Origin of the sequence: Pacificimonas aurantium, assembly GCF_020092905.1 — a bacterium.
GTDB lineage: Bacteria > Pseudomonadota > Alphaproteobacteria > Sphingomonadales > Sphingomonadaceae > Pacificimonas > Pacificimonas aurantium.
The window spans coordinates 195,876-208,218 of record NZ_JAGSGB010000002.1; the positions used below are offsets into that span (position 1 = coordinate 195,876).

Annotated in this window: 10 protein-coding genes and 1 tRNA gene; 1 reads left to right on the forward strand and 10 read right to left on the reverse strand. The window is 63.2% G+C overall.

Annotated elements, in window-relative coordinates; all coding sequences use genetic code 11:
• Positions 1-239 precede the first annotated feature (239 nt).
• Complete coding sequence (locus KCN53_RS07785) at positions 240-2,372, reverse strand: TonB-dependent receptor (protein WP_172406252.1); 2,133 nt, start codon at positions 2,370-2,372, stop codon at positions 240-242.
• 106 nt (positions 2,373-2,478) lie between these two features.
• Positions 2,479-3,912: a P1 family peptidase gene (locus tag KCN53_RS07790; protein ID WP_088712877.1), complete on the reverse strand. Its 1,434-nt coding sequence runs from the start codon at positions 3,910-3,912 to the stop codon at positions 2,479-2,481.
• A gap of 153 nt (positions 3,913-4,065) precedes the next feature.
• Between KCN53_RS07790 and KCN53_RS07795 the strand changes: the two genes are divergently transcribed.
• Positions 4,066-4,590: a GNAT family N-acetyltransferase gene (locus tag KCN53_RS07795; RefSeq protein WP_207790613.1), complete on the forward strand. Its 525-nt coding sequence runs from the start codon at positions 4,066-4,068 to the stop codon at positions 4,588-4,590.
• A 124-nt stretch (positions 4,591-4,714) separates the two neighbouring features.
• On the opposite strand, the gene KCN53_RS07800 is transcribed toward KCN53_RS07795, so the two are convergent.
• From KCN53_RS07800 to dapA, 8 genes are all read right to left on the reverse strand, one after another.
• Positions 4,715-4,791: transfer RNA gene (locus tag KCN53_RS07800), tRNA-Pro, on the reverse strand.
• 196 nt (positions 4,792-4,987) lie between these two features.
• The gene (locus KCN53_RS07805; RefSeq protein ID WP_224199511.1) at positions 4,988-6,487 is read right to left on the reverse strand and encodes a PepSY-associated TM helix domain-containing protein; all 1,500 of its coding nucleotides are present in this window, start codon (positions 6,485-6,487) and stop codon (positions 4,988-4,990) included.
• The gene (locus tag KCN53_RS07810) at positions 6,484-7,053 is read right to left on the reverse strand and encodes a hypothetical protein (RefSeq protein WP_224199513.1); all 570 of its coding nucleotides are present in this window, start codon (positions 7,051-7,053) and stop codon (positions 6,484-6,486) included. The genes KCN53_RS07805 and KCN53_RS07810 overlap by 4 nt, the downstream gene beginning before the upstream one ends.
• Positions 7,050-9,368 (reverse strand): TonB-dependent receptor, encoded by a 2,319-nt coding sequence (locus KCN53_RS07815; protein ID WP_088712876.1) that lies wholly within the window; start codon positions 9,366-9,368, stop codon positions 7,050-7,052. The genes KCN53_RS07810 and KCN53_RS07815 overlap by 4 nt, the downstream gene beginning before the upstream one ends.
• A gap of 232 nt (positions 9,369-9,600) precedes the next feature.
• The gene (locus tag KCN53_RS07820) at positions 9,601-10,248 is read right to left on the reverse strand and encodes a sulfite oxidase-like oxidoreductase (protein WP_088712875.1); all 648 of its coding nucleotides are present in this window, start codon (positions 10,246-10,248) and stop codon (positions 9,601-9,603) included.
• Positions 10,249-10,259: 11 nt separating this feature from the next.
• Complete coding sequence (locus tag KCN53_RS07825; RefSeq protein ID WP_088712874.1) at positions 10,260-10,787, reverse strand: DUF2062 domain-containing protein; 528 nt, start codon at positions 10,785-10,787, stop codon at positions 10,260-10,262.
• Between the two features lie 154 nt (positions 10,788-10,941).
• Positions 10,942-11,412, reverse strand: a complete 471-nt coding sequence (gene smpB, locus KCN53_RS07830) for an SsrA-binding protein SmpB (protein WP_088712873.1) — start codon at positions 11,410-11,412, stop codon at positions 10,942-10,944.
• On the reverse strand, positions 11,412-12,302 hold the full coding sequence (dapA, locus tag KCN53_RS07835) for a 4-hydroxy-tetrahydrodipicolinate synthase (protein ID WP_088712872.1): 891 nt from the start codon (positions 12,300-12,302) through the stop codon (positions 11,412-11,414). Before dapA ends, smpB begins: the two co-directional genes overlap by 1 nt.
• Between the last annotated feature and the right edge of the window lie 41 nt (positions 12,303-12,343).

Below are 12,343 nucleotides of genomic sequence, written 5' to 3' on the forward strand. Positions count from 1 at the left end.
AAAGCCGTCGGCAGCACCTAACTCCTGAAGCTCGCATCGATATCGGGCATCGGCGAGGCGGCCGTTGCCCTCTCACCCCCGAACCTCTCAGGCCCCTCGCCTGCTTCCACTGTGGAGGCGAAGGTCCGCGCCCCGCGCCTTGCCGGCAGGGCCAGGCGCAAAGAAAAACGCCGGCTCCCGCAGGAACCGGCGCTTCTCGACCTTTGACCGGGAGAGCCCCCGGAAAGGTGCCTGGCTCGCTAGAATTCCCGACCTAGCTTGACGCCGAACGTGCGCGGGCGCGTGCGGTTGGAGTTCGCCCAGCCGACATAGGGGTCGATCGCCTTGTTCTGGTCGGTCAGGTTCTGGCCGTACAGTTCGACATTCATCTGGCCGAAGTCGAAGCCGAGGCGCATGTTGATCAGGTCCAGCTCGTCCGAGGTTTGCGGCAAGGCCGAAGGGATGAAGGACGACCGGTCGATATAGCTCAGCTTGTCGCGGTGGTTCCAGTCGACGCGGAAGAAGGCCTCGTTCGTGCCGCCCACCAGAAAGTCGTACTGCGCGCTGACGGTAGAGGAGAATTTCGGCACATAGTCGGTGCGGTCACCGGGATCGTTCACCGGGTCTGTACCTGCTGTGTCGACCACTTCACTGTCGATATAGGCACCGTTGAAGCCCAGCGTCAGGCCGCGGACGGGCTCCACCTGCAGGCCCAGCTCGACGCCTTCCGCCTCGACCTTGCCGATATTGCTGCTTTCGCCAAGAAGCTGGCCATTCACGTTCACGAGCCGGCGACGGATCATGTCGTTATAATCGGTGTGGAACGCGGCAATATCGAACCGCACCGCACCGTTCATCACCGCACCGCGTGTGCCGATCTCGTAGGTCGCGATGTCCTCGGGACCATACGGGTCGAACGGGGCGGTATTGAAGCCGCCGCTCCGGAAACCTTCGCCGAAGCTGGCGTAGATACTGGCATCGTCGGAAACGTCGTAAGAGGCATAGACGCGCGGGTCGGTCGACTCGAACTTGCCCTCCTGCGGAGTGCCGGTGCCCGGCGCATACTCGATCAGGCTGGTCTGCTCGTCGTGAAAGTAGCGGACGCCGGCACCGACCGTCAGCCGGTCGGTCAGGTCATAGGCCGCGTCGGCGAAGAAGGCGTAGGTCTCGGACGAGTTCTCCGAATAATAGTAGAGATCGTCATAAAGCACGCCCCCGCCCTCATAGAGGTCGCCGTTCGGCGCATATACATATTCGTAATCCGCCGTCAGGCTGCGATCGCCGTCGGTGTAGAATGCGCCAAGCGTCCAGGCGAGCGGCCCGCTGTCGGAAACGAGGCGCAATTCCTGCGAGAACTGGTCGCCCTCGATATAGCGGTCGTCATTCCCCTCGGTATAGCCGTAGTCGACGTTGCCCGGCCGGGCGATGTACGGGAACGGATAATCATGGTCGTGATCAGCGTAGGTCGTCGAACTGACCAGCTGTGCGAAGCCGAAATCATAGTTCAGTTCGAGATTGTAGATGGTGAAGTCGAACTGCTTCGGAATGAGCACTTTGCTGCGATCCGCGCCGATGTCGACAGTGCGGTCGGGTTCCTCATAACCGGCGCCCAGCTTCGTATCGGCGCGGTGCACCTGGACCATCGCATCTGCCGTAAAGGCCCTGCTCGGCTGCCAGCGGGCGCGGCCGCGGAAGACGACGCGCTGCGTGCCATTTCCATCCTCGATGCCGGCCTCGGGCTGGTCGATCCAGCCGCCGCCATCCTCGTAAAGGGCGGCGAGGCGAATGCCGAAGGTGCCCTCGCTGACCGGCAGGTTCACGACGGCAGTGCCGCGCGCTCCCACTTCGCCTTCCTCGACCGTGTACAACTCACCCGAGACACTGCCGCCCACCTCGTAAAGGTCGGGTTTGTTGGAAATGAAGCGTACAACGCCGCCGGCCGAATTCTGGCCATAAAGGGTGCCTTGCGGCCCCTTCAGGACCTCGACGCGCTCGAAGTCGAGCGTGGCGGGAGAGAGCTGGTCATAGCCGGAGAGCGACAGCGGGGCTTCGTCAAGATACATGCCCACGAGCGCGCCCGAACCCGACTGGTTCGCGAGGCCGCGCAGGAAGATGGTGTAGCTGCCCGGTCCGTCCTCACGCATTGTGAGGCCGGGAACGGCGAAGGACAGGTCCTGGATCGTCTCGATCCCCCGCTCCTCCAATTCCTGGCCGCCGAGCACCGAAATGCCCGTTGGCACCTCGGTGATGCTCTGCTCCCGCTTCAGTGCGGTGACGACGATGACGTCACCAGAATACTGGTCGTCTTCGGTCTGCGATTCTGTCTGCGCGCTGGCCGGACTGGCCGAGGCAAAAAGGACGGCAGTGCCGGAAAGAAGAATAAACTTGCGCATGAAACCCCCCTGGTCGAACGGTTCCTGAAGTGAATGATCTTTGGGCGCATCATACGAGATGCGAAAACAGGAAAGCCGTGGTGCATCCCCGGCACCACCCGCTGGCTTACTCGCCTGTGCGCGTGCCCACCTGTTGCCAGCGGCCAGGATTGACGACCACCCGATCCGCCTCGAACCGCAGAACCATCGGATAGCGTCTGGGCACCGTGAACAGCCCGCCTTCTGCCGGTTGCAGCTCGGTCTGTTCGCCCGACGGAAGGTAGCGTATCTCGCGGTTGCCGGTTCCCTCCGCGTAAAGCTTTCCGCCGCGAGCCGTAACGCGAAAACTTGCATAGTCGCTGAAGCGGTAGTCGCCCGCATAACCGGCGAGAAGCGCCGGGTCGGGCCGTGCGCCGGCGAGAGGCTGGACCACCTCGGGCTGCTCCGGAACGGCCGACAAGATGGCGTCCCACATCAGCTCCGAGGCGACGGTGCCGATCTCGGCAGTAACGAGGCTGTCTCCCGGCCCGGCCTGGACCTCGCCGGTCGAAACGGCGTACAGCACATCGCCGTCCAGCTCGGTGGCGTAAGGCTGGATCGCGCGGGCCATCGATGTGTTCACCTGTACCGCCAGCCTTTTCAGTTCCACCTGGCTCATCTTGCGATTGGTGACGACGACGCTGATCGTGGTGTTCAGCCGGTCGGGATCTTCGTCATGCTCGCCGTCCCAGTCGGGTTGCAGGCTATCCGGCGTCGCGCTCATCAGGTCGTGCGCGGTGAGGTTGTCGGGCCAGCCCGGACGCTTGTAGCAGGCGACGATGTTACCGTCGCGGTCGGTCACCGCGCCAAGCGCATTGACCACGGTGAACACCGCTACCTTGATGTCGCCGATCTGCCGAAACGCGGCGCCCTGGCCCGATTTCGCGTGACAGCCCCACAGCGCCCCGTTCACAGCGAAACGCCCCCCTCCATAGGCGCCGCGCGGGAACACCCCCGGCTCCGCCGCCCGCAACGCCGCCTGAGCGAGCCGCTTGTCGGGATAGATCTCGTTATAGCGGCGCGGACCCATGTCGTAGATGATCGAGCCGAGCGTCAGCCCGACATTGTTCCAGGCCCCGCTGCGCGTGCCGTCATCGAGCAGGGCCGTGTTCAGCGCCGTTGCCGTTTCCAGGCCGTAGAACGTCCCCCCGGACAGCACGATGGCGTCGACGAGGGCATGCGGATAGCCGATTGCGACATAGTCGCTGTTGAGCGTACCGGGCCCCCCGCCGCTCGCGTCCATCGCGACTTGTGCGCCCTCCTTGAAGCGGATCACCGTGGCGCCCGTCGGACCGTCTTCATACTGGCCCGTACCGATGAGGATTTCGGGCCAGTCGAAGCGCAGCGCGTCCGGGCCGTCGAAGCCGTCGTTGATCGTCAACGGCAACTCGGCCTGCGGCGTGGCGGGGTCTGTCTGCGTCTGCCCGCTGGCTGGAGAAGCCGACGAAAATACCGTCAGCGCGGTTGCGGCAGTAAGGATTGACCGCGCGCCGGCGCGCTTCGCGATGATCTTGGGGAACATAGATGGACCTCCTCGGGCTCTTTTTCCGCAGCTTATTGGCAATGGCGAAGCGCTCCAGCCATTTGCGAAACCGGTGGAAGGCGGTGCATGCTTGGCACCATCGCGCTGAAGCTTGGCACGTGGCAGCTTCCCGATTTGGAGTAGTGTGGAAAAATGACGTGTACGCCGGTCAACGACGCCATTGGGGCGTGGCAGCCCATGCGGCCGGCAGACCTTGCCGCCACAGTTCGGCTCGCGGACGAGGTCTTTCCGGACTACCGTGAAGACCGGGCCGTGTTCGCCGAAAAGCTCTGGCTCTACCCGGAGGGTTGTTTCGTGCTCCCTCTCGATACGGAGAATGTGGGCGGATATGTCTTCTCACATCCGTGGATAACGGGCCGCGTGCCCGCGCTGAACCAGAAGCTGGGCGCACTGCCGCCGCAGTGTGATTGCCTCTACCTGCATGATCTTACGCTCGCGCCGGCCCGGCGCGGACAAGGCCTGGCCGGCGCCATGGTGCGCCGGCTGGAAACTCATGCGCGGCAGGCCGCTTTCGAGAGGCTGGCGCTCACGTCCCTGGCAGGGTCTACGGCCTTCTGGCGCGCAGCGGGCTTTAGGCACGGCACGCTTCTGAGCGACGAAGCCCCCCTCACCGCCTATGGCCCGGGAGCGCAATATATGGTCCGCGATCTGCGCTAAGGTCCCTGATCGCGAGGGGTTTTCCTCAGGAAGCCCGATTCCACCCTCCCGGAAGCCGCAGCAGCAATCCGGACGCTGTATATATCTTTGTTGAGCTTCGGAGCGATGGAACGCTCTGGTAAAATGGTCGGGGAGACAGGATTCGAACCTGCGACCCTCTGCTCCCAAAGCAGATGCGCTACCAGGCTGCGCTACTCCCCGACGCCCGGGGAGCCTTAGCTTTCCGGTCTGTTCAGGCCAACCCGCAATCGGATTTCGTCGGCACAGGCTGACGAACTGCCAAACCCGAACCCAAGAAGGCCGAAATAGTCCCCGAACACCCGGCTCCCCTGAGCCGCTGGCGGTTCGTCGAACCTCCTCCGGCATCGCCGGCGCCTCATCGGTCGAACCTTCGAACCTACTCGCGAACTGGATCGGGACGCCGCTGCCTGCGACCCTGCCGGGCAAGATAGTAGAGGACCCCGCCCCCCACTGCGATCAGGAGCGCGTCCACCAGCCATACCAGGCCAGACACCCGAGCGCCGCCAAGGCTCACCGCGTGAACGAGGCCGATTGCGACCGCAAGCCCAGCCGCGGCCGCCTTTCCTCCCAGAGTGAGACTGTTCGGGGAGAAAAAGGCCGCGGCAGCGAGCATGGCAAGGCAGACCCCGCCCCATATAGCGATCAGGGCGGTGTAGTGCCCGCCAGGGAAGAGGACCGCGCAGAGGGCCGCGGCGGCCAGTCCGACAGGCTGTCCCCAGACCACTGCCGCCCAAACGCGCTCCCAGCCCGGCGCCGGACGCCCCTTGTCGCGCCTGCGTACCAGCCAGATGTTCACGCCGCCTACAGCAAGATAGGTCATGCCGAGGCCAAGAAGTCCGTAGGCGATCTTGACGATGCCCCCGCCGAACCAACCGAAATGCAAGGGACCGAGAGCACCGAAAACACGCTCGCCAAGCGAGCCGTCGGCGATGTTCTTCTTGTAATAGATGTCCCCGGACCGAGTGATCCCAACGCTGCGTACCCCGGCCAGTGCTTGTTCGTTCCGGAGGTCGAAGATTGCGGCCGCGCCCGCTTCGGTGGGATGCTCCACGGTAATGCGTTCCAGCATATCGCCGTCGGGCAAGCGTTCGAACATGGGCTGCAAGTCGAGAATTGGCGCGGCTGCCGAATTTTCTGGCGGTTCGGGCGGCGTGAAAAGGGCGTAGATACGTCCGGTGTCACCACTGAACATGGCCATGCCCAACACGCCGACAATGATTGTCGTCAGCCCCAGAAATGCGCCGGTGAGTGACACGACAAGATGGAATGGGAGGCCCCATACGCCGATCCGGTTGTGAAGGTCCGCCTCCTGCAGACGTTCGGATCCGCCGACGCGCAGGTGAAAGGCGTCGCGAAAGATGCGCGGATGCGCGCAGAGACCGGAGATCAGCGACGAGAGCAGCGCCACCCCCGTCATCCCGACGATGAATATGCCCCATGCCGACGGCAGATGCAGGAAGATATGCAGGCGCGTGACAAACTCGCTCCAGGCCCGTTTCAGAGGGGCGACATCTCCATCGGCATCGGCAACGAAGGCGGTGCGCCCCTCCTCGGCATCCACATAGAGGGTAAGAAAGGGCTGATCCGCGGTGGGTATGGCGAGTCGGACGTGATGCACCTCGCCCGAAGCCTGTTCGATTGAACGCTCCAACGCCCGCTGGAGGTCGGCGGGCGTTACCTGGCTGGTCCGTTGTACCTTGGGGTTCTCCCACGCGGCGAACTCGTGGACGAAGACCGCCAGAGTCCCCGACAGGCATACGATGTAGATCGCCGCGGCGAAGGCAAGACCGAGGGCACTATGCCCCTTGAGTACGGCTTGCACGAAGCCCGGCGGGATCCGGGACATCAAAGGCTTGCGGCGTGCCTCGACGCTCATCCGAAGCCTTTCAGGATCGAAAGCCCGAACCCGAGCACGGCAACACCAACCAGTACGGCCGTTGCGCGCAGAATGCGATTGTCTGCAAGCGTCCACGCCATCGCAGCGCCCCAGGTCACCGGGACGAGCAGCCCCCCGATGACCAGACGGGTCTGCTCGGCCCCGCCGGCCCATACCGACCAGAAGATGCCGACAGCCATTGCCGCTACCATGCCAATCGGCCCGGCAAGCAGCCAGCGGAGCGTGCTCCGCCACCAGCTCGGTTTACGCTCGAGCGGTTCGGGCGCGAGGCTTTTGTTGCGCGCCGAACGCCTGGGCTCGCGCACGACCATGCCGCCAGCTACGACGGCCAGTACGGCGACGGAGGCGAGGGTCATAGCCACAAACACGCCGCGTATACTGCCGAGGGTAACGCTCCCGAGCGTGCAGGCGGCCAGAAGTAGCGCCCAGCCGCCGGCTTTCGCGACGCCGCCGCCCTTGCCTCTACTCCCCCATGACCGGCGCAGCGAGATGCCGCCACCGGCGGCAAGGGCGGCCATCATCGACATGACTGCCGCTTCGCTCAAAAGCCCACTTCCAACCCGATGCCGACGATCCGGGGGTCGCCGACGACAGCGACGTTATAGACTGGGTTCAGATACTGAATATAGTCCTCGTCCAGGAGGTTGTTGGCGAAGACGTAGAGCATGGCGTCGCCAAAGTCATAGCCGATCCTGGCATTGACCACCGTCCGCTCGTCGAGGCGCTGCTGTACCTGGTTTACGCCGGTGGTCGAATATACCGAGCTTCGATAACTGGCGTTGATATTGCCGACGAAATTCCCGCTACGGAAATTTGCACCGGCCGCCAGCGTCCAGTCGGGCGCATAAGCAAATTCAGTGTCCGACAAATCGGTAACGGCGCCTTCGTTCGGGTCAACCGTGAACTCGTCGAACTCGGTCTGAACATGCCCTACCGATGCGTACCAGTCGAAAGATGCGTTCACATGGTGCTGCGCCTCCAGCTCAAAGCCGTAGACATGGGACTCGCCGGCATTGGCCGTGAATGTGTCGTAGATGCCGCTGGGACCCTGAACCGTAACCTGCTGGTCGGACCAGTCGACGTAGAATGCGTTCGCGAGAATCTGGACGCCGGGAGCAGGTCGCGCCCGCAAGGACAGCTCGTAGTTCCACGTATATTCCGGGTCGTAACTGTAGGGGGTCGAGGTCTGGACGTTGAAGCTGGTACCACCCGAGCGATACCCCCGCTGAACCACGAAAGCGGTCGTCAGGTCATCAGACCAGCTTAGCTCGACACCGAGCTTCGGAAGGAAGGCATCGAAGCTTTCGTCGGTTTCCGGCAGCGATCCGCTCGCGCTGCTGATCAGTCCCTCGATACCGGCGTTGAGTGCCAGAAAGGCTTGCGCGAAAAGCGGATCCGTACTCGTCGGGTAGGTTCCTGCAAAGATACCGTCCTGCTCGACGGCGATGCGGCTGTCCTCATGATCGTAGCGGAAGCCCGCAATCACATTGACGCGGTCGGTGAGAGCGAAATTCGCATCGGCGAACACCGCATAGGTCTCAACACTGTTCGGCGCATAGCTGACGTAGTCCACCGGAATGACAGGAAGCTGCGCGGTGTAAGCCGACACTATGGTGGGCGCCAATGCTTCGGCCTGTGCCTGAGGGAAGCCCATGCCCACGAGCCCCGACACCAGCAGGGCTTCGGCGGTTGCGGTCGGCACGGGAACGAGCGAGCGGCTATCGGTCTGCAGAACCTGATCGCGGTCGTAGTAGAACAAGCCGAATACGCCGTTCAGCCGTTCGCCTTCATAAGTCAGCCTCAACTCTTCGGTCAGCGTTTCAAACGCACGATCCTGCGACCCGAAGCCGTCGGTCGCGGGCGAGAAATCCGCATCGAACTGATTGTCTTCGACCACGTCATTGTAGGAGGTGATGCTGGTCAGCGTAAGCTGCGGGCTGATCTCGTAGCTGAGTTCGGCCGTCGCGATGTCGACGTTCGTCTTGCCGGTATTCTCGGTATCGGAGAAATTCCGGCGGTCATCGTAGATGTCGTCGACGCTCAAATCCGAGTAGCTGTAATAATATGCCCCGTCGCGATCGTAATGTGTGTAGCTGAGCACCGCGTCGAAGCCTGGCAGGGCTTCGGGTGTCCAGCGCAACTTGCCGCGCAGATTTACCGCCTCCAGTGCATCGGAATATTCGTCTCGGGTGGGATTGTAGATCAGTCCGCGTTCGTCGCGAAAATCAGCCGAGACGCGAAATGCGAGCTCATCTTCGACCAGGGGGCCCCCGCCCGCCGCAGAGACCTGGAATTCCTCTTCGAGCGTAGCGCGTGCCTGCGCCCGCCCGCCCCAGTAAAACTGGGGATCGCGCGTGCGGACATGCACCGCTCCGGCAAGCGAGTTCAGGCCTTGTAGCGTAGACTGGGGACCACGGAAGATCTCGACCTGTTCGACATCCCAAGTGTCGGTCGGCGCTCCATGGAGCGCGGTCGACGGGATCGGCGCGCCGTCGACATACACCGTTGCCAGCGCCGCGTCGCCGCCGCCGCTGACGCCGCGATTGTCCATGCCCCGGATCGTGAAGCCGTACGAACCATAAGTCTCGGAGACGTTCGCCGTGCGGTTATAGACCTCCTGCAAGGTCTGAATGTTTCGTACGGCAATCTGCTCTGCTGTCGTGACGGACACACTGGTGACGGTGTCCTGAAGCGTGCGGTCGATCTTCTCGCCGCTAACGATGATCGTGCCGGGAAGCTCCTCGGGTGCCTGGGTGGTGCCAGCCGCCCCGGGATCGAGAGCGTCCGACGCCTGAGCCTGTGCGACAGACGGAGTGAGTGCCAGCAAGCTCGCCGCGGCGAGCAGTGCAGTGTTTTTCATCGAAACCCCCTTTTTCGGGGCGCGCTATTGAAAGCGCTTCTGCAAGTCAATCGCAATGCGCGCCTGCAATGCTGTCGAATTTCTCGCTAACCAAGGCGGCACTTCAGCCATCAAGTTCACCGCAATTCCTCGCGGCGAACAGCAGGTTCTCACTCTCTTCCGACCGAAACATGGCCCTCACAGCGCTATGGACTTCGCTGCCGAACTTGAAGCGCCGACTGCGCGCGCGAGGTTATTCGTAGCGCTGCTCGAGCCATGGATCGCCGACATTGTGATATCCGCGCTCTTCCCAGAAGCCGGGCTTGTCCTCGGCGGCGAACGTGATCCGCTTCAGCCACTTTGGGCTTTTCCAGAAATAATAGCGCGGCACCACCAGTCGCACCGGGCCGCCATGTTCGCGCTCGATCTGTTCGCCGTCATGCGCATGGGCAAGTAGGCAATCTTCGTCGAGGAAGTCTTCGATGCGCAGATTCGTCGTATAGCCGTCATAAGCGGACAGCAGCACGAAGCGCGCCTCGGGCTTCGGCGTCACCATCTCTGCAAGGTGGCGCGTGGTCACCCCGGTCCAGCGATTATCGTAGCGCGACCACTGGGTAACGCAGTGGATGTCCGAGACCATTTCTACCTGCGGTTGCCGCAAGAGGTCGTCCCAGCCCCAGGCCAGTTCGGTTTCCACCAGGCCGCCCACGCTAAGGCGCCAATCATCCCTGGGAACGTGCGGCTGGATACCGAGGTCTAGTACCGGCCAGTTCTCGACCAGGCGCTGCCCAGGTGGCAGACGGTCGACACCATGCTCGGCCGTCTTGCCCGTGAGCAGGCGCCCCGCACGCGCCCAGGCCTTCTTGGTTTCGATAAGCTTCGTCTTGAGTTCGCCGGTCATGAGCGCAGCGATTAGGCCGCCGCGCGGTGACGGGCAAGCCGGGCGCGCCAACGCCGGGCGACCCACCAGCGCCAGGCGAAATGCACCGCGAGAAAGCCGACGGCAGCCGAGATCGCGGCGAAAAAGACACCGCCCACCAGCATCGGCACCGGCGCGCCGGCGATGATGTCGAGCAGCTGCTCCTTACCGGGGTGCGGGCGCTCCCTATAGCCAAGCAGCCAGTCGCCGGTCTTCAGCGCGGCGAAATAGATCGGAACCACGGTGAACGGGTTGGAGACAGAGGTGAACAACGCTGTCACGGCGAGGTTCGCCCGCGTCGAAACGGCCGTCAGCGCAGCGACGATCAGCTGCAGGCCCATAGGGATCGCGAACCCCAGGAACAGTCCGAGCGCGACGCCCCGCGCGACCGAATGCCGATTGAAGTGCCAGACGTTCGGGTTGCCGACATAGCGCGAGACAGGACGCAGGAAGCGGTTGCCCGCGAGATGCTCCCGCGTGGGCACATATCTTTGAATGAAGCGGCCGATATGACCCGCCATGACCGTCAGCTTTCCAGCTCGAACATGAGACGCCGATAGCACGTCCCTGCTGACGAAGATGTGAACGATCGAAGAATTTTACCAGTGACCGGCATCACGCAGCTGGCCTGCCCGGCTTCGATATGCGTCAATTTCCGGCACAAGGCAGCGGCCCTCAGCCGCGTTCCCGGAGCAGACGGGCCTGCTGCCGCTTCCAGTCGCGGTCCTTCGCTGCCTGCCGTTTGTCGTGGAGCTGCTTGCCCTTGGCGAGCGCGATCTCGATCTTTGCCCGTCCGCCATCGTCGAAGTAGAGTTTCAGCGGGACGATAGTCATCCCCTCTCGCTGTACCGCCCCCGCCAGCTTGTCGATCTGCCGCCTGTGCAGCAGCAATTTGCGCGGCCGCTTCGGATCGTGATTCTGCCGATTGCCAAAGGCGTATTCCGGGATATTCGCGTTGACCAGCCATGCCTCGTTCCCGCGTATCTCCGCATAGGATTCGGCGATGGTCGACTTGCCCTCACGCAGGGACTTGACCTCGGTTCCCTGCAGAACGAGCCCGGCCTCGAAAACATCCTCGAGGCTGTATTCATGGCGCGCCTTGCGGTTCTCCGCGACCAGCCGATACTTGTCCGCCGTCCGTGCCATTATAGCAGGCCCGTCTCCGCTAGAGCGGTATCGACAATCTCTTTCGCGCGCGGCGAACATTCGACGATCGGCAAGCGTACTGCATCGTCGGCAAGCCGCCCGAGTTTCTTCATGGCATATTTGGCCGGTGCCGGGCTGGGATCTGCGAACATGGCAAGGTGCAGCCTGTGCAGGCGATCGTTGAGCGCCCGCGCTTCGTCCCAGCGCCCTTCGCGGCAATGGCCCATGAATTCGGCGCACAGCGCGGGCGCGACATTGGCAGTGACCGAAATCGCGCCGCAGCCCCCCGCAACCATGATGCCGAGCGTCAGTTCATCGGCGCCGGAGAGAATGCAGAATTCCTCACCGCAATCGAGGCGCGCCTCGGTTACGCGCGCGACATTGCCGCTGGCATCCTTGATGCCGATCACATTGGGCAGCTCGGACAGCCGCTTCACGGTATCCGGAGCGATGTCGGCCACGGTACGTCCGGGCACGTTGTAGAGGAAGACGGGAAGCGAGGAGGCCTCCGCCACGGAGCGGAAATGCCAGTACATCCCCTCCTGGTTGGGCTTGTTATAGTAGGGCGCAATGACCAGCAGCGCGTCGGCGCCCGCATCCTCCGCCTCGCGCGCATGCATGCAGGCAGTCAGCGTGTCGTTCGAGCCGGCACCGGCAATGACGGGGACGCGGCCGGCGGCAGCCTTCGCCACGCAGCGGACGACGTCATGATGCTCCTCGATCGACAGCGTCGGCGATTCGCCGGTCGTGCCGCAGGGCACCAGCCCGGTCGTCCCGGACGCGATCTGCCATTCGACAAGTTCCTCGAGGCAGTCATAGTCGACCTTGCCGCCCGAAAAGGGAGTCACGAGAGCGGGCATCGACCCGGCGTAGCGCGCGCGGTTTTCCATCAAACTTTTCGCCGTTCTGATCGTTGGTGAGGCATAGTGTT

What these genes read in the sequence shown, in the direction of transcription:
- KCN53_RS07805 (WP_224199511.1), bottom strand. Translation starts at nt 6,487, where the DNA reads ATGAGCGTCGAGGCACGCCGCAAGCCTTTGATGTCCCGGATCCCGCCG.
- KCN53_RS07820 (WP_088712875.1), bottom strand. Translation starts at nt 10,248, where the DNA reads ATGACCGGCGAACTCAAGACGAAGCTTATCGAAACCAAGAAGGCCTGG.
- smpB (WP_088712873.1), bottom strand. Translation starts at nt 11,412, where the DNA reads ATGGCACGGACGGCGGACAAGTATCGGCTGGTCGCGGAGAACCGCAAG.
- KCN53_RS07795 (WP_207790613.1), top strand. Translation starts at nt 4,066, where the DNA reads ATGACGTGTACGCCGGTCAACGACGCCATTGGGGCGTGGCAGCCCATG.
- KCN53_RS07790 (WP_088712877.1), bottom strand. Translation starts at nt 3,912, where the DNA reads ATGTTCCCCAAGATCATCGCGAAGCGCGCCGGCGCGCGGTCAATCCTT.
- dapA (WP_088712872.1), bottom strand. Translation starts at nt 12,302, where the DNA reads ATGGAAAACCGCGCGCGCTACGCCGGGTCGATGCCCGCTCTCGTGACT.
- KCN53_RS07815 (WP_088712876.1), bottom strand. Translation starts at nt 9,368, where the DNA reads ATGAAAAACACTGCACTGCTCGCCGCGGCGAGCTTGCTGGCACTCACT.
- KCN53_RS07825 (WP_088712874.1), bottom strand. Translation starts at nt 10,787, where the DNA reads ATGGCGGGTCATATCGGCCGCTTCATTCAAAGATATGTGCCCACGCGG.
- KCN53_RS07785 (WP_172406252.1), bottom strand. Translation starts at nt 2,372, where the DNA reads ATGCGCAAGTTTATTCTTCTTTCCGGCACTGCCGTCCTTTTTGCCTCG.